Genomic DNA, 22871 nt, shown 5'->3' with positions numbered 1-22871 from the left:
AAGGGTTAACTAATCCGAAGGTGGGCATCTGAAGTGTTTGAAAAGTTCTTGGCTATAATGAAAATAATAAGTCTCCAATTCTACCAGTGTCGGAAATCTTAATGAATAGTGAAAAAAGCTTGTACCTATGGGAATTTCTGTGAATACCGTTCTGATTCCATATAATGTAAAATAAAAGGTTGCATAGTTGTGGAATTAGCTTAATAATTTGACTTTTTCGTCAAGAAAAATGGTATAATATTAATACCATGAATCTAAGTAATTCCTCGATTTTCGAAATTCCTGTAATACTACATCTCATATAGAGGGGGGATTAGGGTGAAGAAGACGGTAGTGTTTTCTGCGTTTCTTTTGCTCACGGTTTTTTTGATACTCTCTGGTTGTCAGCCCACACCACCTGTGTGGAAGCAGACCAGCTATACTAAAACGGCCACTGTTGGTCAAGAATTTACTTTTGATTTGTCGTCAGAAGTAACCGACCCAAGGGGTTACCCAGTAACGATAACGATTGAGGGTGAAACACACGGTGCAACTATAACGAACAGCGTCTTTACGTTCACTCCCACGTCAGCGGGAACATATGTTTTTATATTAAAGGCTACTAATGGAAAAGGTGGAGAAGCGTTTGCTACTTTGGTAGTTGTGGTTAACCCAACACCAAACAGTGCACCAGTGTGGAGTCTTCCAGAAGAAGGTGTCAGTATAACAAAAGGTCAGCTTCTTAACTATGACCTTACAGACAAAGTTAGTGATCCGGATGGAGATGAAATAACCATAACGATTGAAAGCGGACCAAAAGGTGCAAACATAGAATACGCTGCTTTAAAATGGGATACATCTACTTTCTCAGAGGGGCTCTACATATTCCTCTTGAAAGCTACAGACTCCAAAGGGGCCTTTACATACGCTTACTTGAATGTCTCCGTTTTACCAGTCCCATCAACTAATAGAAATCCTCTTGTTTTACCCGTACCAAATCAACTTTCAACTGTTGGAAAGATGTTATCAATTAACCTATCAGATTACGTGTATGATCCAGATGGTGATAGTTTAACATTCGCTATAACAGGTGGGCCCGGATACGTTATTGGAAACAAGTACTATTGGTTCCCGGTAAACAAGGTCGTTGTACCGCAAACGGTAACAATTCAGGTTTCCGATGGTAAAGGAGGAACCGCTAACCTTACATTCAAGGTTAGTGCACCATACGAAGGAACAGGTAGTCTCGTTGTGTACGTTACAGATTACAAATCTGGTGCTGCTGTAGCTGGTGCAACAGTTGAACTCAGAGCAGGAAATAGCACAGTTGCAACTGAAACTACGGATTCAACAGGTAAGGCTACCTTCAACAATATTACTCTCTCCACAACGACAGATTTCAATATCGTTCTTAAGAAGAATGGGCATGCCGTAACATACATCGAAGGTCTGCGCTTAAGACATAACGAAACGGTGAAATTTGAAACACAACTGAGGGTTGCCAGACTTGGACAAACGGCATCTGAAAAACCATTCGAACTTGAGCTCGCAATGTACGATGGGAACGATAATGAACTGACACCGGACTCGAATTTGACAACAGACACAATAAAAGTGGTTGGTCGGGCGATTTCAAAAGAATATGCTCTCAACCTCTGGTACCTAAAAGTTGGTGGTGTTCCAGGAACCGGAGTATTTACAAATCCAAGGGCCATTGGTTACACAGGCTCAATAAGTGCAGTGCAGTCAGCAAAAGAATTTGAAGGCATGACACCGATTCTTATAGATATTTACGACCAGAACGACAATAGATATGAAAAGGTGGTCTATGTAAATGTTATTAGACAACCAGTTTCGGGCATCGTTCCGTACATTGTAGAAAAATACACAGCTGGAGCGCAGACAGGTTACAATATAATCGCTTACACAAGAAACCAAGCGGTAGAGTTCTACAGAAAAGGAATAAGTCCAGCAGCGGCAGGTCGAGGCCAGAACCTTTACATCGAAGTACGCTGGAGACCGTGGTACGAAGACTCTGGTACAACACGACCAAAGGCGTACAGAATATATAGATCATTTGATAACATCACTTACGAACCGATAGCAACAGTACCATACACAACATACTACTACCGTGACTATTCTGCGGAACTTGAACCGTTGAAGAAAGTGTACTACGCTGTTTCTTCAGTATATGAAGGTTTTGAAACACCTTACACAGTTATAGGCGATGTAATACCACTACCAATGTTCGATGTAATCTATCATAGCCCAGTAAACGGCTCAACAAACGTCTCAAGAGATCCAACATTTAAATGGACTTTCAGTGGTGTTCCAAGCACAGCAGAAGGAACGGTTCAATACCTCTGGGATATCTGGTTGTATGATGAGGTTGTTAACGACTACTGCTATTACTCATTAGGAACGGATCCAACATCAGGTTCATACAGTATATTTGGTACCTCAAGTACGAATCCAACTGTTCAATTAAAGTTCAGTAATTACACATCTGGAACGTACCGCTGGATAGATTTTGCAGCTAAAAAATGGTATCCGTACAACAAACTCCAAGCCAACAAAGTCTACGAATGGGGCAATGAACTTCTTATAGCTATGGTACAGGACACAAATGATGGAAGTGTGGCTTACGCAATAAAAGTCGACGCCAACGGATTTGTAGACCCATTTGGAGCAGCAGCAGAGATTTACCACAGATTCGTAACTGGTGAGAATTGAGAAGGGGGGGATTGTGATGAGAAAAGCATTCTTGGTCATTTCTGTTATTGCTCTTCTTCTTGCGTTATTTTCATGTACTAATCCAAGTTTTGAACCAAGAAATCAGATTAAAGATCTAACTTCTCTACCTGAAATCAAGCAGAACGGATTCAACATTCTGTTTGGCGAATTGAAAGATGGTGAATACACGGAAGGAAGAATTCTTGTTGGGTATAACGACAGAAAAGAAGTCGACAAGATTGTTAAAGCAGTTAATGGAAAAATCGTCCTTGAAATACCAGAAATTAAGGTAGTTTCAATCAAGTTAAATAACATGACGGTTAAGCAGGCTTACGATAAAATAAAAGCGCTCAAACTTTCTGCTATTAGGTACGTTGAACCAAGCTACAAAAGAGAACTGATAAAGCCAACTGTCGTAAAGCCAAATCCGGAAATGTTCAAGACAGGCAAACCTGGATTAAACAATACGAGGAATTATGGAGAAGAATTATCGAACGAACTTTGGGGACTTGAAGCACTCGGTATAACAACGACACTTTGGGAGGAAGCATCGGGTACCGGAGTAATCGTAGCCGTTGTCGATACCGGTGTTGATGGAACGCATCCTGACTTGCAAGGTCAAGTTATCGAAGGATACAGACCGTTTACAGGTGAGGTGCTTCCAGAAGGTACAGATTCTTCATTTGGTGGAGCACACGGTACACATGTAGCAGGTACCATTGCAGCCAAGAAGGACGGTAAAGGTATCGTTGGTGTTGCACCCGGTGCAAAGATAATGCCGATAGTGATTTTCGATGATCCTGCACTTGTTGGTGGAAATGGATACGTTGGCGACGATTATGTTGCAGCAGGTATCATATGGGCGGTCAACCTTGGAGCAAAGGTTATGAACCATTCCTGGGGTGGCTGGGGATACAGCTACACAATGAAAGAAGCATTTGATTATGCATTGGAACACGGAGTGGTTATGGTTGTATCAGCTGGTAATGCTACTTCTGATTCGCATCACCAATACCCAGCTGGATATCCCGGTGTTATTCAAGTTGCCGCACTTGAGTACTACGGCGGTAGCTATAGGGTAGCAGAATTCTCCAGCAGAAGCGATGGTGTCTCAGTCGGTGCTCCGGGTGTTCAAATTCTCTCAACGGTTCCAGGGCCAAGAAGCCGTGGTTATGAGGGGCACAATCCAAATGTTCCTGCATCCAACGGCGGTACCTATGATTATTATCAGGGAACATCGATGGCTGCACCACACGTAACCGGTGCCGTTGCAGTACTGCTCCAGAAATTTCCGAATGCAAAACCATGGCAGATAAGGAAGCTTCTTGAAAACACAGCGTATGACTTCAATTGGAAGGATAAATTAGGTTGGGACCACGATACTGGTTACGGGCTTGTGAAACTGAACACTGCACTGCAAGGTCCACTGCCAACAACCAGTGGAGTTGAAGAATTTCAGGTAAAAATTACGGATGCTTATAAAGAATGGGGAGTTCCAACTGTGTTTGTTTCTTTGATAAGAGAAAAAGGTTCATGTTACTATGCAAAAACAGGTCCTGACGGGATTGCGAGGTTCCCACACATCGATGAAGGAATCTACGACATTTTCATAGGTGGTCCGGACCACTGGGATAGAGCACTTGCTCAAGTTGACGGTAAAAGCCTATCAGGTGGATACGGTATTGCTCTGAGAATGGCTGAAGAAAGGGAAGCTTCTTACACCAATTACAATATTTCGCCAAGCGCCACACAACTAAATATTGTCTTTAGCTCGTCCTTTAAGGTAAAGTTTGGGACGGATCTATCAGCGTTAACAGATCCTCAAATAGTAATTGTAGACCCACTACTGAGGGGAGTATATCGAAGGATTCCATATACAAGGAATCACCACTATGATTTTTCAGATTTATCTGGACAAGTGTCGATTGGTCTTCAAACAATTTTACCAGCACGAGACGATATTACTATCACTGGAACAGTAACAATAAATGGTGCGGATATTACTATTTCAGGTGTCTTGAAGAAAGGCACGACATGGACAGTGATTGATGATTTCGGTGGAATAAATCTTGGTGCAGACGAAGAACCTCTATACCTCTGGTGGACTGTATTCGGTAACAACAACTAATCAAACCTTCAGAAATCAGTAGGACTAAACAAAAACCGATGGGGCCTTGCCCCATCGGTTTTTTATATTTCTGATGTGATCGAAAAGCAAGATTAGTATTCATCGTACTTTTCCAAAGTTCAGTTTTCTACTTCTTTGTATGTTGGAAATGCTTCTGTAGTTCCTCTCCTTATGCACGTGATTGCCCCGCATTTGTTGGCAAAATCAAGGATACGTTCAACTGGCATGTTATTGAGAATTCCGTATATGCAACCAGCTGTGAAAGCGTCACCTGCACCTGTTGTATCAACGGGAGATATCTTGTACGGTTTGCCGTAGATGATGTTTTCTCTATTTGCATATATAGCGCCCTTATCCCCAAGTTTTAGGAATATGCTCCCCACACCGAAACTCAGTAGTCTACCAAGAGCATCGAATGTATTTTCTGTTCGTGTAACTCTCAGCGCTTCTTCCTCGTTGAGCGAAATGGACTCTATACCGTTCAGTAGTTCTGGCTCAACTGGTTCGGACAGTTCGATGAAAATCGGACACTGCAGCTTTTTCAAATATTCAATTATCTCTTTTTGTCTCCCTGCACTTGCTTGATAGAAGACTAAATCAGATTCTACCAGTTCAGATTCGTACCTCGAGATATCTTCAAGTGATAAAAGTGCATTTGCGCCGATGTAGTTGAACATTGTGTTTGTCCCATCTTGTTCGACAACAATAAAAGTGAAGCCCGTCATGGCGGGCTTCACTTTGAGAAGGGAAATTACTCCAAATGTTTTCAATTCTTCAGTAATCTTTTGTCCGAAAGGGTCACCACCAATATCTGCAATCAGCTGAGACTGAATGCCGAGTTTTTTGAGTGCTACCGATACATTTGCCGCCTTCCCACCGAGGTGGAGGTCAACTGAGAGTGATACGTGGTTGTTCCCCAAATGTACTTGCTGAATAGAATAAGAAATATCCAAGTTGGCTTTCCCTATGCAAGTGACCATCATTTCAGATTTGTGAACCGCTCATGACTGAAGTCACGAGCTTCCTGCTTCACTGACAAGACTTTCCACCAGTGGTATGCCACTAATAGTAGAGGTCTCGCCTCCACAGGCATCGCCTTCCGGCTCGGACCGTCCCAGCCCTACGGGTTTATTAATCTCGCTAAGCAACTTTAAACCTTCTGCAAGTATATTCCTCGCCGCATTCAAATCTCTATCGTGTACACTACCACAGCTTGGACACTCCCAAACTCTCACACTCAGCTCTTTTACTTCTTCATTCTTGTATCCACAATCACTGCATATTTGCGATGATGGAAAGTTTGGCGATACCTGCATGAAAATCCTGCCTCGTCTCTCGGCTTTGTATTTTAGCATTTGTAAAAATTTCGACCATGATGCATCATGTATGCTCTTTGCAAGTCGCCTGTTCTTTACCAGGTTTTTAACACGCAAATCCTCGCAGATGATTACTTGGTTTTCGTTAATCACCTGCAAGGATAATTTCTCCAGAAAATCATTCCTGATATTTGATATTTTCTGATACAACCTAGCAAGTTTGATTCTGGCTTTCTCAAAGTTCTTGCTTTTTACTTTCTTTCTTGATAAAGCTTTCTGCAGTTTCTTTAGTTTTTTCTCATATTTAGCAAGCACCTTCGGTGCTTCGACACGATTACCGTTGCTATCCACGTGGAAACTTTTAAGCCCAAGGTCGAGTGCAATTGCATAGTTGATTGGTTCTGGTGTTTGGTTTTTGTTATTAACTTTATCAACCTCAACAGCGATTGAAACATAGTAGTGTCCACTGGGAAGTAACGTAACTGTTGCAGTCTTTATCTTACCGTTGAACGTTCTGTGTATTCGTGCTTTAATCCAACCAAGTTTCGGTAGTCTTATTTTTCCCCAACAGCGGTTCTTGGTCTTATCTTTTGCCATAACTCCGAAATCAATTCTTATCAATGCATCTTCCAGAGCAAACTTATCAACTTCCCTAAGCCAAGAATACTGCTCTTTGAGTACGCTATTTAGGTGTTTTCTACACTCAGCCTCTGTGGTTGCGAGTTTTTGTTCTTTGTATCTTTCCTCTCTCCAAGCAAGAAAATAGTTCCACACAAATCTTGTGCAGCCGAATGTTTTGGCAAGTTGCAGTTTTTGTTGCTTGTTTGGATATATCCTATATCTGTACGTGACTATCAACTTAACTTCTCTCCCTACCTTTCCATCTGTAAAGGCACGCCACTACCGATGCTCATTCGTAGGTAAATTAACATGCTAAATGTATTATACCATCTGTTGTTTGAAACTCAAAACGACGATTCTGGTAACATAACTATCTAACATATCAGCTGTTACTCATGTCTGAAGACACGAGAGTGTCTTTAGCTTCAAACATCTCCTTGGCTTCTGCCTTTTCTCCGGTCTTTAAATACAGGTAACCAAGCTCAAGGCAAATGTTTGGATAATTGAGCATAAGCTTTAAGGCAGCATTAAGAAGCTCTTTTGCCTTTTTGTAATTGTACAGTGGCCATGGAACGTCTCTGTATCTCATACCAGAAGCGATATAGGCAAAGGTCTTGTACAATCTTTGTTCTTCGTCATTTTCGTTTAACAGCTTAATTGCGTTGTCGATGTATCTGTCAAAGTCTTCAAGCATGAAAAGGCTTTGGACGATGCCTCTGTACCGCGCGAGTCTTCCTATTACAGAACCTGCAACGTATGAAGCTCGACCGTTTTTGGGATCGAGTTTGAGCGTGGCTTCAGCGTAACTTCTTGCCTTTTCGTAAAATTTTTCTTTCTCTTTATCGCTTGCACCCCATACACCGTACTCCATACAAGCATCCGCAAGGATCGTAAGAAGCCTTGCGTCTTTGTCGAATCCCGGAGTGCCTTCGATAGTTTTTATGACGTTTTAAATCTTTTGAACGTCGTAGTCTCACCTTGCTTCGTTGAACATCTTGTTGAGTTCCTTTTTGGTAACGTTACCAAAAACGGAGATAAAAAAAGAACCGAGAAAAAGACTGAAACAAAAAAACCGTGAAAACTTCATGCTCCTACCTCCGCCTTGATATAGTGTGGATTGTTTTACGCATTTATTATAACATGCTACGTGCTGCGTTTTTGCATTGCAATAACCAGAATTAATGTGGAATTTCTTGTTTTAAATCTCAACTTCAGCCGATGGCATCGTTTTTCTCAGCCAATCATATCGATGTACTGCAAAACAAAAATGCCTCGCTTCGCGCGAGGCAATCATGTGAAGATTATTTTAAACTCTATTTCAACTTTTTCAGTTCTTCCTGAGCTGTTTTCACAGCTTCTTCGTGTGTTTTAACAAGCCAAGGATGAGGTGGCATGGAAATTACTTTCTCGAACATCTCCTTTGCTTTTGTTTTGTCACCTGTTTTAACATACAGAAGTCCAAGTTCTAAGTAAATGTTTGAATAGTTTGGAGTAAGTTTCAACGCGCTGTTCAAAAGTTCTTCGGACTTTTTGTAGTTATAGAACGGCCATGGAACATCTCTGTATCTCATGCCAGAAGCTATGTAAGCAAATGTTTTATACAACCTTTGTTCTTCGTCTTTTTCATCGAGGAGTTTTATTGCGCTGTCGATGTATCTGTCGAAATCCCCGAGCATGAAAACGCTTTGAAATATACCTCTGTACTGAGCCAGCCTACCAATTGAGGCACCTGCTATGTAAGATGCCCTGCCATTCCTTGGATCGATTTTGAGAGCCATTTCTGCGTAGGAGCGTGCTTTTTCGTACGTCTTCTCTTTTTCTTTGTCACTTACTCCCCACAAGCCGTATTCTAAATACGCATCTGCTAATATCGTCAGAAGTCTCGAATCTTTGTCGAAATTTGGTGTTGATTCGATGTCTTTAATAACACTTTGAATCTTGCTCGCATCACGGTCTCTTCTTGCTTCGTAGAACATTTTGTTTAAGTCTTCTGTTTTTGAATCTGCAAAAGCCAGAGTGGTTAGTAAAATAGCAAACACCGTCAAAAGAAAAATCCACCTTCTGTTTTTCATCGCTCTCCCTCCTTCTGTGTTTTCGTTTTCACTCAAATCGTTCCCATAAGTTTGCTGTATCTAACATTGTCAATTATACCAAAACTTCTTGGATTTTTGCAACTGATTTTAGAATAGGCTTTTGTGGTATAATAAGAATGCGATAGATATTAGCTTCTGAGAAGTTTATTGGAAATCTTAAATCCGAAACGCTGGAGGTTGAGTAGATGAGCGGTGTGAAGTCTAGAGAAGATTTGAGAATACTCTTTCTTGGTACTCCGGAATTTGCCGCAAGTTATTTGGAATTCTTGCTGGAAAGGAATTACAACATTGTGGCTGTTATCTCACAGGCAGACAAACCGCGCGGAAGAGGTCAGAAGTTGTTGCCAACTCCTGTGAAGGAAGTGGCTTTGAAGTACAAAATACCTGTTTTCCAACCGAAGAGTTTGGCAATAGAAGGGATGGAAGTTATCGAGAAGTTCAGGCCAAACATTGGCATCGTTGTTGCGTACGGTAGGCTTTTGAAAAAGCCGTTTTTAGACGCTCTGGAGTTTTACAACGTTCATGCCTCGCTTTTGCCTAAGTACAGAGGCGCAGCTCCTATGCAAAGATGCTTAGAAGCAGGTGAAAAAGTTACAGGGGTTACTATATTCAAAATCTCAGAAGGAATGGACGATGGAGATATAGCGATGCAAAAGGCTTTTGAAATCAGCGAATGTGAGACGCTCGGTGAATTGTACGAAAAGATGATTAAATACGGAACGCAATTGCTCGATAAGTTTTTAACAAATTATCCAGTTCCATTGATCCCCCAAGACCACACGCAAGCCAGTTATGCTCCGAAGATTGAGAAGAAAGATCTGTGTGTGGATTTTTCAATGCCAGCAGAAGTGGTGAGGAATAAGATCAGAGCGTACGATCCTGTTCCAGGAACAAGGGCGTTGTTAGACGATGTTGAAGTTAAGTTGTTCGGTGCTTGCGAAGTTGAGGAATTTGAATTCGATAGTGGGCATGGGGCTTTACCAACGCCAGGAACGGTGGTATGTATAGACAAATCGAAAGGTGGGCTTGTTGCTTGCGAAGATAAAGCGTTGTGGATAAAGTATATACAATTTCCGGGAAAGAATAAAATAACCTTTAATGATGCGAAGAACGGTGGGCTTATAAAGGAAGGCATGGTGTTGAAGAAAATTGAATAGCTCGGTCAAACGATGATCGTCCCCAGAACGATGTTAGGGGGTGAATTGAATGGAGGTTATCAAAGCAAAGGAGTTAACAGAAGTCTTCGATGAGCTTGAGAAACGGTACGGGAAAAATTGGTACGAACACGTTCACGTTGATATTAGTACGGATGCAGATGGTACTATTCGTGTAACCATCACACCTATTGCCTTTAGAGCTTTTGTAGGGAAAGAGGTAAAAGCCACGGAAGATTTTCATGATGTCGTTGCTGGAAAGAAGATGGGAGAATATTTGGAGGAAGCAGTTTCGAAGATTGAAAATCTTGAAGAGAAGCTCAAAGAGTATGAAAATCCAAGAATTTACGTAACAGTAAGCGAAGATGAAATGAAAGCGTATGTCACCATTATCCCTGGACTTGAAAAGGAGATGCCGACAATAGACGAACTAATCGGTGCCCTGAACAAATCAGGTGTGATCTTTGGTATCAAAAAGGATGTTCTTGAAAAGATAATCAACGAGAAGATGACCTACCAGCAGATATTAGTTGCGGAGGGAAAACTGCCAGAAGCCCCTGTGAATGCGATGATAGAATATAGGTTCAAAATATCAAGAGAACTTGAAGGCTTAGACGAATTCCCCAGTTGCACCGAGGGGCAGGTGCTTGCCGAGAAAATTCCCCCAAAGGACGGCGTTCCAGGAAGAACGGTGACTGGCAAAGAAATACCGAGTCAAAAGGGGCAAGATTTTGATTTGAGAAAATACGCCGGTGAAAATACAAAGGTCGTAGACAACAAAATCGTTGCTGCAATTAGCGGTCAACCGTATGTAGATGAAGAAGGAAGAGTCCACGTTAGGGACGTTCTTATCATTGGAGAACAAGATTTGGAAAGATGCCGGAAGTTTGATTTTCCAGGAACGATTGTTGTTACATGTAATGTCGACGGGCCTTTTAGAATAAGTGCCGGTAGGGATTTAAATATCAACGGTGTAGTGTCTGGAAGTGTCAAGATTAAAGCTGGTGGGGATGTGTACATAAAAGGTGGGTTCTTTGGCAGGGGAAGAGGTTTGGTGATGGCTGATGGAAGTGTTACTGTGCAGTTCATAACCGAGGGGTTGGTGATAGCTAAAAAGGACATTTATGTAGGAGATTATGTGATGAACTCAGAAGTGATAGCAGGCAGGTCAGTCAAGGTTTCTGGAGAAGGATTGATCTTGGGAGGTAACGTAAAGGCTGTGGAACTCGTTGAAGCAAGACGCATTGGAAATGAATTCGGGGTGGCAACGAATGTTGAAGTAGGTATAGATTTTGAATACGAAACAAGAAAAGCGGAGATAACACACAGGTTGAAGTTGCTCTTAGATGAAATGAGCGATATAAGTGTGTATGTCTTAAAACTAAGGGCTGCATATGAGAAGCTTTCTGAAAGTTTTTCTGTTAACAAGGACAAATTTAGAAGCCTTATCGTTCAACTGGAGGCCAGGAGAGAGGAGATTGCAAACGAAATCAATGAGCTGAGACAAAAACTAAAGGCCCTAAAGTTTGTTTCTACTCAGGAGATGTTCAAGTTAAATCCGAGAATTATCATAAAGGAGACTTGTTTTGCAGGTGTGACGATGACGATACTCGGCGAAAGTTACAAGACAACATTTGAACTGGGACCAAGGGCATTGAATCTACAGGCTTTAAAAGAGTTAAAAACTCAAAGAACAAAGAAGTAATAGTACAAAAAATCCCCGTGCGTTGAAAACAAACACACGGGGTAATGTCTTTTCATTGGGGGATAGGGGAGGGGGAGAATTTATTCTTTCTTCGCGTTGTTTCCTAACCTGAAGTAGTCCAAATTTTCGTCGTGCTCAATTTTTTTGTATCTTTTATTTGCCGCTTCGTACATTCTGTTTATTATCGCTTTCAAATCACTCCCTGCAGAGAGTTCATCAACTGCTTGTTTTAGTTCATCCACGAATTCGAATTGGAATTCCTTTTCATCAAACCGAATTTGCTCTTTGAATGAAAATGGTATGTCCGGGTTGATCATTCGCAGCAATCTGATAACGAACTCGGCAAAAACTTCCCGAACATCGCTTTTCCTCTTTGCTTCGGCGAGTTTTTCCCGGTATTCTGGTTCCAGTTCGTGTTCGTATTTCACATAGCTGACCATCTTTTCTTTTTCCATATAATCCCCCCTTAAGTTGTAGGATTAAGAAGGAACACACAACATACCGGTCTCACCAATAACATCTATAGGTTTTCCATTCTTCCCATTATTTTAGACCCTAGATTTTCAAAAAACGTTCAAAGGTTTGGAAAAAGTTCGAAAAATGTTTTATCCTTTAGGCTGATATTTACTTTCGGGATTTGTTTCTGAATTTTTGTTCTTCCCAAGCAGAAAAGCGTACCACGATGCTCCGAAGATTATGAGCACTATGCTTACTATCTGCGCAGTTCTGAGGTGCCCTACCATGAGACTATCTAAACGCAGACCTTCTATCCAAAACCTACCCAGAGAATACATCACAAGATAGAGTGCGGTCGTTTCCCCGAAGTGCCTTTTTCTTTTCTCTACGATGAAGTAAAGTATCACAAACACCGCTAAATCCCAGAGGCTTTCGTAAAGAAATGTTGGGTGGAAATGAGTTGCAATGTCGAAACCCGGCATTCGCCTTTCTGGTGGAACATACATTCCCCATGGCAAGTTTGTCGGTCTGCCGTAGGCTTCGTAGTTAAAAAAGTTCCCCCATCTACCAATCGCTTGGGCAATTGGAAGAACGGAGGTGAAAAGGTCAGCTGCCTGAACGAAGGTGAACCGTTTCTTTATTTTTGAATACACATATATTGTTAAAAGCGCTGCGAAAAATCCACCGTGTATAGCGAGTCCTCCGTGCCAAATTTTGTAAATTTCAGAAGGATAACGTGAATAATACGACCAGTTGAAGATCACGTAGTAAGTCCTTGCACCAAGTATACCGAATATAACTCCCCAGAATACACCTTCGTCGAGGTCTTCGGGGGTTATAGGATAGTTTTTCAGTCTTCTTCTGGCAAGAAAATACGCTGTGAAGATCCCCGTAGCTATGCATACACTGTACCATCTGATCTGAAAACGTCCAATTTGGAAGATGTAATCCCTTACGATCAGCCTACCTGAAAAAACTTCTTTCAAAAAAAGAAATAAACCGAAAGCAATTGCAAAGAAAATAGCCGCTAGTAAAACTGCTCTTAAAGCTTTTACTTTTGTCACAGTCGTTCCCCCTTTTCATTAGTGCTGGTCCCTCTGCCTTTTCCTTAAATCTCTTTCCCATAGTTGTTGGTAAATGTAGCTCACTTTGGATAACTTTTCCTTCACTGAATCATCGAATGGCAAGTATTTCCAAAATATCTCCCGAACCGCTTTGTCGAGTTTTTGTATACCGTTTGCTTCTTTTGAAAGCCAGAGAATGTAGTCTTTAACGAAATATTCAGCAGGTTGACCCTTGAGTTTGTTTTCTTCGAGGTACTGGTAGTATTCTCCCGTTAGTCCCTCTTCCATCCACCTACCGAATGAAAGTTCTTTTTCAAGCTTCCATCTGTATTCCCCGAACGCTTGATAGAACGGATCAAGCCCTTTTCTGGAGAATATGGGGACAACAATACGACCACGTCCATAGATATTTAAACCTTCGATAGGTTCCCAGCAAAAGCCACTTTCACCATAGCCTGGAACTAATATTACAAACGGTGACATGAAGACCTCAGTACCTTTGATCGTTCTTCTCAATGTTGTTGGATCAAGCAATTTGAGTTCTTCAAAGAGCTTCAGCGAGTTTTTTTTGGAAAAAATCGCGTTGATTTCTCTTAAGTAGTTCGAGGTGAGCGCAGGATATTGAATACCAAGTTTTCCTACTGTCTTTTTAACCATCTGACGGATCACCAAAGGTTCCGTAAAAGCTGTGGATTTCCCATTTGATTTAGGCAGCCGCTGGACTGCCTGTGCTTGCTCTTTAGTTTTGTCGAGCGTTTCTTTTAAATTTTTGATGTCGTTATCTAGTTTCTTGAGCTTTCCGATTGATTTTGTTATCTCGTCGAATATAACGTACACGCCTTTTGTGTAAGGCCCTTTTCCTTGTACTCCTTTCACTAAGTCCTTCAGTTTTTCTTCTTCCACATTTCGTTCGAAAAGCTTTCTTTCGTATTCTTTTTCGATCCAAGTATAATCATAAGTGCGCTTTTCTTGGGGTTGTTCTTGGATTACTTCTTCGAATGTCGAGGGATTTATCTTGCCATTTTTCACCGCAACTAACCACTCGTCGACGTAGTAAAATGTGTCATCCGGTTGAGAAATCATGCACTCTTTGATTCTTTCCAAGTCATCTTTCGTCAGGTACCTGGGATCGACAAGCCCAAGTCGAAGGAAGAATTTCTGCTCAAGCGGGGACGTTTCATCTATGTTTTGTGCGATGGCTTCGTATAATTTCCAGAATACTTCGGAGAACTGGTCTTTGTATTCCGAAAAGTTTTCCTCGTGCAACTGCTTCAGCGATAGAAATTCTTCTTTCAGGCTTTGTTCAACACCAGCGAGAAGCTTCTCAAAGTATTCTTTTTCGGACATAGCTGACTATCCTTTCCATACGAGTCTTAACCTATCTTTGCTGAATTCTACAGTGTAGACATTCCTATAACCTTTGTCGAGCAATTTTTTCGCCATTGACTCGGCGTTCTTGAATGAAGCGACTATGTAGGCATCAGCCTGAACGCGTGTGTCAAGTGGCATAACCGGTATCCCTTCGATCCGACTTCCGACCTTCTTTTCATCTTCATCTAAAAAGGCTACTACATTGTGGGTTTGCCTTGTGGAAATCAACTGAGCAAGCATCTTCCCAACAACACCAGCTCCGTAAACACAAAGGTCCTTCTTGCCTGTGATCTTCAGGAATATGTCTTGGAATTTGAGTTCGATGCTCTTATACATTTGGGAGATTTCCGATAAGTATCCTAACCTCAGGTAATTGAGCCGAACGATACCTTCACTTGTTAATTCGTAGCCCTTTTTTGTTTTACGAACCAGTCCTTCTTTTTCAAAGTTCTTCAGGTATTTGTTCACAAGCGATGGAACGATTCCGGCTTTCAAAGCCAGTTCGGAATGCTTCGTTATTCCTTCAAACAAAGCTTGAAGGATAGCCATCTGTCTGTAAAGTGGGGAATATTCAAAAAACACGAAATTTTCGGCTCTTTCCATACCTTCCATTTCCAATCCTCCTGACAGGTATAAAATCACAAGTTGAACTTCCCAATTTCTTCCTTGAATCTTTCAATCTCGTCTTTTATGTTCATGATAGCTTCCTCGAGCTGTTCGATGCCCGAATAGAGTTCTTCTACCGATTCGTGAGCTATACGTGATGCATTAACAAGTTTATCGACGTTTGTGGTCGAAGCTTGCGACACTTGGAGTATCGTGTTGAGCGATTCTCGAACGGAGGATAGGCGTTTTGTGATTTTTTCTGTTATCAGCGTCGTTGATGTCACTATGTTTTCAACATTTTCAAGAGATTGTTTGCTCTCTTTTGCAAGGTTACGCGCAGAATTGGAAAGTTCCATAATCATTTCGGCGATCCTTGACAATCCTTCCCTGTCTATGTTCTGTTTGCTCGTTTCGATGGATACGTTAATTGCCAAAACGGTGATGTTGTCTGAAATATCGGTAATGCTGTCGGTCAATTTTCCAAGAGATTCCGTTAACACGGCGAGTTTCGAAGTGTATTCCGTTATCTGCTCTATTGTGTTTGTGAATTCGTTAAGCCCTCTTATCGTGGTTTCAGTTTCCGCTCTGCTTTCTTCTAAGTAAGCTGCAAATTCTTCGAGCGAGCGGTCTACTTGGTTTGCTGCACTTTCGGTGTTCTCTGCCATAGCCTTAATCTCCGATGCAGAAGAAGACGTCTGTATAATATTTTCCGAGATATTTTTGACTAAGTTGTTTGAAACTTTAAGTTGGTACCTCGGTTTTTTCAAAAGGAATTCGGCCACAAAGTAGCTACTCACAAGAGTGAGTAAAATTACCACTGGTAGCAGCACTCTGTTGAAAGTGGTTTTGAACTTTTGGAAACGGTTAAGTAACTCGTTTTCCGATGTCGCGTGTGCAAAATAATATTGTCCATCGTATGTAAAGGCAACGTACCGCTTTATGCCTTCGTATTTGTATTCGTAAACTCCTTTTTTATTTTTTTCCATGAATTCGAACAGTTCGGGGACTTGTTCTCGGACATTTAGTCCAACTTTTGTTTTGTCCGTGTGAGCAACGGTGTACCCTTTTTCGTCCACCATGTAGTAGTATCCGAAAGATGGTTTTTCCATAAATATTAAAGCATAGCTTTTGGTCTGTGAAATGGCGACGACTTCCTGCAGTAAAACTTTGTAAGCGACATCGGTGGTGGATTTTGTTGCTTCTGACATGAAGAACAAAAGGATAACGACAACCCAGGCTAAGACAAAAATAGAAACAGTTATCGCGTAGCTCCAAGAAATGCGCCAGTTGATTTTCATAAATGCTCTCCTCCCCAATCTTCTTTATTTCTTGCTTGATAGCCTTTCAAAGATCTCACCGATACTTTCATCTTTCCATTCAAGGATATATGTTTCTATGACCAATTCTTTTAAATCTTCGCATCTGCCTGGTTCAGAGCAGAGCTTCAAAAGTGAATCTATCTGAGCTTGCGCTTGTTGTTGGTTTTTTCCTAATAAGACTACTAAGAATTCACCGATTGAGACTCTTGCAACTGTATCGGAAAGACTTTCTTCAAGCAATGTTACAAAGCTTTTCAGCAAACGGTTTGTATATTCCGCACCTTTGGAAATGTAAAGTTTCCTTAGACTTCGCAGTGTGATACGAACGAACGAGAGGGGTAGTTCGCTTCTTTTTGAGAAATCCATCAAATTGGTTATTTTGGCAGCTATCGAATGACGATTGTAAGCTCCCGTTACTTCATCTAATTCTTTCCCACTACCAAGTAGCTTGTTGTAATTGAGCAAATCAAATAATTGAGAGATGCTGTAATTAGCAAGTGCAAGGATATGTCCCGCGACTTCGGGGATTTTCGGATTTTCGATAAGAACGAAGCCTATAGGTTCATCTTTCTTTGACATGAGCTCCACGACAGCTTGTCCTAAGTTTCTATCGGCAAAGTTGTAGCATTTCTCAACATACTCGAAGTAACTAAAAAAACCGTAATTTTCTGCTTTTTCTAACACACTGTACGGACTTGCAAGGTCAGTTTTCCCAAATGCGTATATTCTTGCATGTGAGTAAGTAGAGATGCAGGCGTAAAAGTTGTCGAACTCAAGCAGTTCGGTGAAAAGTGAGTAGATTTTCTTCATGATAAGGGTTTCGTCGTAGATGTATTCTGAGAGTTGCAAAATTTCCTTTGTGATTGTGGAGTCTCGCAGACTTTCCTCAAGTATGTCCACAAGTTCGCCGTACGGTTCGATGTGGAGCGTGTGGAGTTCTCTTGACCATTCCATAGAGAACGGCTGGGATACAAACTCAAGAACGGTTCTTTCGATCTCACTCTGAGCTGCCGTCTTTTTCAAGAACACATTTGCACCGCTCTTTTTTGCCCAGAACGGATTTATTGTCTCTTCAGCCCCCGTAAGGATCATAATTCCGACGTTCCTGAATGTACTGAAGCTTCTAATGAATCTTGTGAAGTGAACACCGTTTAGTTTTGGCATGACGTAGTCCAGAATGACCACATCAGGTAGGAACGTGAAAAATTTATTCAAGCCTTCAAGCCCATCTTTTGCAACTTCAGTTGTGTGCCCGTGCAGTTCTAAAAGATTCTGTAGATAAGTCCTCCACACAGCAGAATCATCCACTATGAGTACCTTTTTCAATTCCCATCACCGCCTTCTGTATGATTTTCAATTTTTCGCGCCTTTTCCGAGGAATTTTGGATATTTATCGTCTTGATCAGCTCTCTTATCCTTTCAATTTCGTATCTTTCGTACCTTTCACCCAATTGCCGAGCTATATTGTCTGGAAGATACGGAAACTTCGGCGTCTTTTCGATAACGAATTTTACACCTTTTGCCTTCAATTCTTTGACATATTCAGCACCGTCGTTCCCCAAACCACCGAGGACAATTATTGTGAAGTCCGGATTTGCCACTTTCCTAAGAGATTTAAACAAAGCGGAGATGGAAGGGTGCACGCTTTCTTTCGATGTTTGTTCATCGATAACCGTTACGGTCTCTTCGTTGACAAAGACCAAATCCTTACCGCCTTCGGGCAAATAGATCCCCGGCTCAAGGATGGTTAGACCGTCGACTATCGTCACATCATGGCCGGTTTCAGAATGAATATGCTGTGCAAACGTCGGTATTGCACTGCTTGTGAAGTGAATAACTACAACAACAGGTATATTCAATTTTTCTTCGATCTTTAGAATGTCCACAGCTACTGAAGGACTTCCAGCTGAGCCTACGATAATGACCTTTTTTGTGTTTGACGCGCTTTTTTGATTTTTCAACTTCAAACCTCAACGACCCCCAAAGAAATCTTATCAGCACTCCAAGATGAAACGTACTTTATTCCTGATCCTGCTCGTTGGCTTTCCCAGATTGTAACGCAGTTAGCACTTTTGAACTGAATGTTTCGATTTCTTCCTTTATTTTAATTATAGCTTCTTCGAGCTGTTCGATACCTGAGTAGAGCTGTTCAACTGAATTGTGCGCCATCTTCGAAGCACTAACTATCTTCTCAACGTTCGTCGTAGATGCCTGGGCCACCTGCACGATAGAATCAAGAGATTCTCGAACTGATGATATTCGCTTTCTTATCTTTTCAGTTACAAGCGTTGTTGAGGCGACTATATTTTCAACGTTTTCAAGGGAATGTTTGCTTTCTTTTGCAAGGTTACGCGCAGAATTTGAAAGTTCCATTATCATCTCGGCGATCCTTAGTAAGCCTTCTTTATCAATATTCTGTTTACTCGTCTCTATGGAAACGTTTATTGCCAAAACGGTGATTGTGTCGGATATATCTGTTATCCTGTCTGAAAGTTGGCTGAGTGTTTCCGTTAGTGTAGCAAGTTTTGAAGTGTATTCGGTGATCTGCTCAATGGTGTTGGTGAACTCCGTTAGACCATTTATCGTCGTCTCGGTCTCTGCACGGCTTTCTTCAAGATATGCGGAAAATTCTTGCAAGGCTTTGTCAACTTCAGTCGTTGCTAATTCTGTGTTTTCTGCCATTGACTTTATCTCGGATGCCGAAGAGGAAGTATGTATGATGCTCTCTGAGATATTTCTAATAAGGTTCTCGCTTGCCCTGTTGAAAGCAAGTTGCTTTTTTATACTCCTATGCATGAAGAACGACATGGAAAGCAAGACGGTAGCGATTATAATTGAAAACACTATGGTGATTATTTTGGATGTTTTTTCCTGTGCGTAAACGTTTGTCAGAGGAATTTTTGACAGAAGAATTGCTACTGTTTCGTTGTCTATGTTTTTAAAATGGCTTGACATGTAAAGATATCCGTTTTTGAATTCGTAATAATTCTCATCTTTTAGGAATTTATCGATATCTATTTCTTTGGCTAAATCGACGTTAGGATTGCTCTTAAGAACCGTGGGTGTTTCCAGCTTTCCTTGGTGGTCGTAGAGGATGTACAACTCACTAACACCACCAACTTTGCTCTCCAATTCTTTCAAGAGTGATTCATCGTATATGATCCCAGCTTCGACTATACCTATGAATTCTCCATTTTCCATTATCGGAGAAATAGCCCTTAAGACTAAACCTATGATCCCGGGCTCTACACCTGTTAATTTTTGTTTTGTTTCGATGACCTTTACAAGCATTTTTCTGAACGACAGGTCGTCGCCGTATTCTTCAGGCTTGTGGAACCTCAAAAACGACTTTAAGTCCGGAGTTATGAAGTGTAGCTGGCCTACTCCTACGTTTTTGAAGCTGAGGTATTTAGGGAGAAGATAATTATACAAACCTTCTCTGTCCCGCTTTTTAAAAAGTGTAATTGCTTTGTCATCGTCTAAAATAGTTTCAACAAATCCTTGGATTAATTTAGTTGATTTGACAACGGTTTCGATTTGGGTATCTGCCAGTGCTTTTACCTTTTTAATCCATTCTTCGTTGGCGGCTTTGGTTGTGAAGCTCACCTCAAAATACATGGCCATTAGTGACACAACAACAAAAATTGCAAAAACAATCGGGAGTATTTCTGTACTTACTTTTTTCCATCCCATATGTTTTACCCCCTAACGATATGTGCTGAAGATAGCTGCGTTATTGAAGAAATTTCTCTATTAATCGAACGAGTCTTTCCGGTGGTTCGTCTTTGGATAGGTACGCGTTTGCCCCCACTTCAAGTCCTTTGGCAAGCTGTTCATTCGTAAGTGTACTGAAAATAATAACAGGAACATCTTTGTTAAGCTCTCGAATTTTTCTGGTTGTTTCAAAACCATCTATACCGGGCATTTCAACATCGCATATTACAACATCGGGATTTTCTTTCTTGAATTTTTCAATACCTTCAAGACCATCTTGCGCTTCAATAACCAAATATCCAAAGTTAGTGAGGAACTTACCAAGTATCGTTCGTGTCACAACGGAGTCGTCGATGACAAGTACTTTTCGCGCACTTTCTTTTAATGCCTGGGCACGCTCGAATTTCTCCGGTGAAATTATCGGAAGAGGATAGACGAATATGTTTTTGACAAATCCTTTGATTATTTCGTAGCTTTCGTTCGAAACTTGTCCGTCGAATATACCAACTAAATTGTTCACCAAAATTGCCTTTCCTGAAGTGGTGATGATGGCAAATCTTGGGTTTGAACAGCTAAAGCTAATGTCGTATAGTTTGTCTTTGTATTTTACTTGATTATTTGTGATTTCAGGCTTGCTTACGAGTTCCAAGATGTCCTGTACGTCCAAACAGAACTGTAGTTCGTCTGCTTCAACGACGAGAACACGCACGAGGAATGTCTTTATCGGGAAATGGACGATGAATTTTGTCCCTCTTCCCAGAGCTGTTACCACTTCCACATCGCCACCGCGGGCCATGGCGAAGTTCTTTACCGCATCAAGCCCTATGCCCCTACCTGAAGTACCATCTGCTTCTTCTTTTGTCGAAAACCCAGGTACGAATATGACATCCTCAGGTCTGAGGTTGCCGAGCCCTTTTTGTCTTGCTTTTTCCCTTATCTTTTCAAAATCCAAACCTTTCCCGTCGTCTTCTATCTCCAAGAAAAGCTCACTGCCTTGCACGTAACTTCTGATAGTGATTTTTCCAACTTCTGGTTTGCCTTTCTTCAGGCGTTCCTCAGGAGTCTCGATCCCGTGTGCGACCGCGTTCCTTACCAAATGCACAAGCATGTTTAAAAGCATTTCTGTATCTTTTTTCTCTATTCTTTCTTCCCCAATTTGTAGTTCGAGTCTTACATTCTTCTGGTTGGCAACCGCTTCCTGCATTACTAAAACCTCAAAGTTGGAGAGTACCTGCTTCAATTTAACGTAAAATGCATTTTGGAGCAAGGAGATGATTCTCTGTTTTACCACTCTAATCTCACGGAGTGCGTTTTTTGGATCTTCGCGCATCAAGCTGTTTTCAGCGCTCAACGTGTTGGAAAGTAGCTCTTGGAGTATCTCTACAGGTAACGTCTCGGCTGTGGTAACAAATGTCGTCGATTGTGCTGCGGACTTTTTTCCTTCGAGCACGTCAATGTAGTTTTGTAATTCTTCGTCTGTGAGATCTGAAGTTTTCTTGAGCACTTCTGGAACTATACTAAGAAGCCTGACCATAAACTCATTTGTCAGGACATCTTCTCCACTCATTTGGCGTTTGAAGTACTCCTCGATTCTGTGGAAAAGCTCTTTGAAACCGTTGAAACCAACGAGGCTCGCTGAGCCCTTTATAGTATGGAAAAGTCTGTAAATTTCGGTTATAACCTGCGGATTCTTATTCTCAATGTAAGCTTTTATCAAGTTGATAGCTTCCTGACCCTTTTCGTTCAGCTCTTGGAGAAATATTTCAAGAAAATCCATACAATCATCCCTTCGTTGATGCTATTATTCGATTATTTTGAAAATTCCATCGGGTGTTTCGAGGTATTTTTCATCCGCTGTTTCTTTCGTGAGGACTTTCCCTTCCGTGATGCCGACCTTTGAAGTTCTGTATCCGACACTTTGTGTCACTACAACGAATTTACCAGCTCTCCCCTCATCCATGTTTCTTACAGGGATAGTCCTTTCGTAATCAATGAAACCGTCCCATTGTTCAGTCTTAAACGGAGTTACTATATCAGCGGATAATATCGTTAAGACGTTCTCCAAAGGCAATGCAAATTTGTTTCCAATGACGATGTACTTTTTTCTCAGCTCGCCAAAATGCCTTTCGCTTTTCGTTTCTGCAATCTCTTGTTTCACGATACGCGCGGTTTTTGGAAGAGATATATAAAAAGTATTGTAGACGTAAAATAGCTCCTGCTTGCCGTTATCTGTTTCTAAAACAATAACGCCGGTGTACTCTGTAAGTCTTTTGAAATCCTCACTCTTATCGGTTGGAATATCGGGCGAGAGTGGGATTGGAACAGCCTGGGTTTTTTGAACGATCCTCGTAACACCAAAAGCAAACTCTTTCAGAATTAGGTAGTATTTAAAGACAGGTTCCTGCAAGTTACTATGCGTGACTACGGGATAGAGATATCCGTCATGCAATGCAAATCCAAAGACACCGATTTCTTCGGGTGCTGGGAACGCAATATCACTAACTCCAAGGACTAAATCGCCTTGGATTGCTATACGAACTGCTCCATTTTTATGCGATATTTCACACAAATAGTATTCGTATTCCATGGTATCACCTCAAAGGGATGTT

The 22871-nt window shown here is 41.3% G+C and carries 18 protein-coding genes; 4 read left to right on the top strand and 14 right to left on the bottom strand.

What is annotated here, in order from left to right; translation table 11 throughout:
• Nucleotides 1–318 precede the first annotated feature (318 nt).
• Together CBS1_RS04165 and CBS1_RS04160 are read left to right on the top strand one after the other, a co-directional pair.
• Nucleotides 319–2715, top strand: a complete 2397-nt coding sequence (locus tag CBS1_RS04165) for a carboxypeptidase-like regulatory domain-containing protein (protein ID WP_090221952.1) — start codon at nt 319–321, stop codon at nt 2713–2715.
• 16 nt (nt 2716–2731) lie between these two features.
• Complete coding sequence (locus CBS1_RS04160; protein ID WP_090221950.1) at nt 2732–4843, top strand: S8 family serine peptidase; 2112 nt, start codon at nt 2732–2734, stop codon at nt 4841–4843.
• A gap of 119 nt (nt 4844–4962) precedes the next feature.
• Here the strand turns inward: CBS1_RS04160 and CBS1_RS04155 are convergent, their stop codons facing one another.
• From CBS1_RS04155 to CBS1_RS04140, 4 genes are all read right to left on the bottom strand, one after another.
• Nucleotides 4963–5823, bottom strand: coding sequence for a carbohydrate kinase family protein (locus tag CBS1_RS04155; RefSeq protein WP_256329676.1), 861 nt, complete (start codon nt 5821–5823; stop codon nt 4963–4965).
• Nucleotides 5824–5856: 33 nt separating this feature from the next.
• Nucleotides 5857–7017, bottom strand: coding sequence for an RNA-guided endonuclease TnpB family protein (locus CBS1_RS04150; RefSeq protein ID WP_206732143.1), 1161 nt, complete (start codon nt 7015–7017; stop codon nt 5857–5859).
• A gap of 145 nt (nt 7018–7162) precedes the next feature.
• Nucleotides 7163–7651, bottom strand: coding sequence for a tetratricopeptide repeat protein (locus tag CBS1_RS04145; protein WP_052107196.1), 489 nt, complete (start codon nt 7649–7651; stop codon nt 7163–7165).
• A 442-nt stretch (nt 7652–8093) separates the two neighbouring features.
• Nucleotides 8094–8852 (bottom strand): tetratricopeptide repeat protein, encoded by a 759-nt coding sequence (locus tag CBS1_RS04140; protein WP_090221947.1) that lies wholly within the window; start codon nt 8850–8852, stop codon nt 8094–8096.
• Nucleotides 8853–9085: 233 nt separating this feature from the next.
• Between CBS1_RS04140 and fmt the strand changes: the two genes are divergently transcribed.
• On the top strand, nt 9086–10030 hold the full coding sequence (gene fmt, locus CBS1_RS04135; protein ID WP_164969283.1) for a methionyl-tRNA formyltransferase: 945 nt from the start codon (nt 9086–9088) through the stop codon (nt 10028–10030).
• 49 nt (nt 10031–10079) lie between these two features.
• The gene (locus CBS1_RS04130) at nt 10080–11732 is read left to right on the top strand and encodes a DUF342 domain-containing protein (protein ID WP_090221943.1); all 1653 of its coding nucleotides are present in this window, start codon (nt 10080–10082) and stop codon (nt 11730–11732) included.
• A gap of 80 nt (nt 11733–11812) precedes the next feature.
• Here the strand turns inward: CBS1_RS04130 and CBS1_RS04125 are convergent, their stop codons facing one another.
• The 10 genes from CBS1_RS04125 to CBS1_RS04080 form a co-directional block, all read right to left on the bottom strand.
• Nucleotides 11813–12187 carry a hypothetical protein gene (locus CBS1_RS04125; protein WP_033191964.1) on the bottom strand — a complete coding sequence of 125 codons (375 nt, stop codon included), beginning with the start codon at nt 12185–12187 and terminating at the stop codon, nt 11813–11815.
• Nucleotides 12188–12337: 150 nt separating this feature from the next.
• On the bottom strand, nt 12338–13252 hold the full coding sequence (gene lgt / locus CBS1_RS04120) for a prolipoprotein diacylglyceryl transferase (protein WP_090221942.1): 915 nt from the start codon (nt 13250–13252) through the stop codon (nt 12338–12340).
• Between the two features lie 18 nt (nt 13253–13270).
• Entirely contained in the window at nt 13271–14599 is a 1329-nt protein-coding gene (locus CBS1_RS04115; protein ID WP_090221941.1) for a hypothetical protein, read from the bottom strand.
• A 6-nt stretch (nt 14600–14605) separates the two neighbouring features.
• Nucleotides 14606–15235 carry a winged helix-turn-helix domain-containing protein gene (locus tag CBS1_RS04110; protein WP_090221940.1) on the bottom strand — a complete coding sequence of 210 codons (630 nt, stop codon included), beginning with the start codon at nt 15233–15235 and terminating at the stop codon, nt 14606–14608.
• 26 nt (nt 15236–15261) lie between these two features.
• Nucleotides 15262–16527 (bottom strand): methyl-accepting chemotaxis protein, encoded by a 1266-nt coding sequence (locus tag CBS1_RS04105; RefSeq protein ID WP_090221939.1) that lies wholly within the window; start codon nt 16525–16527, stop codon nt 15262–15264.
• Nucleotides 16528–16551: 24 nt separating this feature from the next.
• Nucleotides 16552–17874 (bottom strand): GGDEF domain-containing response regulator, encoded by a 1323-nt coding sequence (locus CBS1_RS04100; RefSeq protein WP_090221937.1) that lies wholly within the window; start codon nt 17872–17874, stop codon nt 16552–16554.
• Nucleotides 17871–18515, bottom strand: coding sequence for a chemotaxis protein CheB (locus CBS1_RS04095; protein ID WP_236938341.1), 645 nt, complete (start codon nt 18513–18515; stop codon nt 17871–17873). Before CBS1_RS04095 ends, CBS1_RS04100 begins: the two co-directional genes overlap by 4 nt.
• Nucleotides 18516–18567: 52 nt before the next feature.
• On the bottom strand, nt 18568–20241 hold the full coding sequence (locus CBS1_RS04090; RefSeq protein ID WP_090221935.1) for a cache domain-containing protein: 1674 nt from the start codon (nt 20239–20241) through the stop codon (nt 18568–18570).
• A 40-nt stretch (nt 20242–20281) separates the two neighbouring features.
• Nucleotides 20282–22039 carry an ATP-binding response regulator gene (locus CBS1_RS04085; protein WP_033191961.1) on the bottom strand — a complete coding sequence of 586 codons (1758 nt, stop codon included), beginning with the start codon at nt 22037–22039 and terminating at the stop codon, nt 20282–20284.
• A gap of 24 nt (nt 22040–22063) precedes the next feature.
• A complete protein-coding gene (locus CBS1_RS04080; protein ID WP_033191960.1) occupies nt 22064–22849 on the bottom strand; it encodes a hypothetical protein in 786 nt (261 codons plus the stop codon).
• Between the last annotated feature and the right edge of the window lie 22 nt (nt 22850–22871).

Source organism: Fervidobacterium changbaicum (assembly GCF_004117075.1).
In the GTDB taxonomy this organism is placed as follows: domain Bacteria; phylum Thermotogota; class Thermotogae; order Thermotogales; family Fervidobacteriaceae; genus Fervidobacterium; species Fervidobacterium islandicum.
This window is presented reverse-complemented; position numbering and strand designations above follow the sequence as displayed.

Bases quoted from the DNA above. Each gene is read 5' to 3' on its own strand.
- CBS1_RS04160 (WP_090221950.1), top strand. From the start codon at position 2,732: ATGAGAAAAGCATTCTTGGTCATTTCTGTTATTGCTCTTCTTCTTGCG.
- CBS1_RS04155 (WP_256329676.1), bottom strand. From the start codon at position 5,823: ATGGTCACTTGCATAGGGAAAGCCAACTTGGATATTTCTTATTCTATT.
- CBS1_RS04145 (WP_052107196.1), bottom strand. From the start codon at position 7,651: ATGGAGTACGGTGTATGGGGTGCAAGCGATAAAGAGAAAGAAAAATTT.
- CBS1_RS04140 (WP_090221947.1), bottom strand. From the start codon at position 8,852: ATGAAAAACAGAAGGTGGATTTTTCTTTTGACGGTGTTTGCTATTTTA.
- CBS1_RS04130 (WP_090221943.1), top strand. From the start codon at position 10,080: ATGGAGGTTATCAAAGCAAAGGAGTTAACAGAAGTCTTCGATGAGCTT.
- CBS1_RS04125 (WP_033191964.1), bottom strand. From the start codon at position 12,187: ATGGAAAAAGAAAAGATGGTCAGCTATGTGAAATACGAACACGAACTG.
- CBS1_RS04115 (WP_090221941.1), bottom strand. From the start codon at position 14,599: ATGTCCGAAAAAGAATACTTTGAGAAGCTTCTCGCTGGTGTTGAACAA.
- CBS1_RS04110 (WP_090221940.1), bottom strand. From the start codon at position 15,235: ATGGAAGGTATGGAAAGAGCCGAAAATTTCGTGTTTTTTGAATATTCC.
- CBS1_RS04105 (WP_090221939.1), bottom strand. From the start codon at position 16,527: ATGAAAATCAACTGGCGCATTTCTTGGAGCTACGCGATAACTGTTTCT.
- CBS1_RS04090 (WP_090221935.1), bottom strand. From the start codon at position 20,241: ATGGGATGGAAAAAAGTAAGTACAGAAATACTCCCGATTGTTTTTGCA.
- CBS1_RS04085 (WP_033191961.1), bottom strand. From the start codon at position 22,039: ATGGATTTTCTTGAAATATTTCTCCAAGAGCTGAACGAAAAGGGTCAG.
- CBS1_RS04080 (WP_033191960.1), bottom strand. From the start codon at position 22,849: ATGGAATACGAATACTATTTGTGTGAAATATCGCATAAAAATGGAGCA.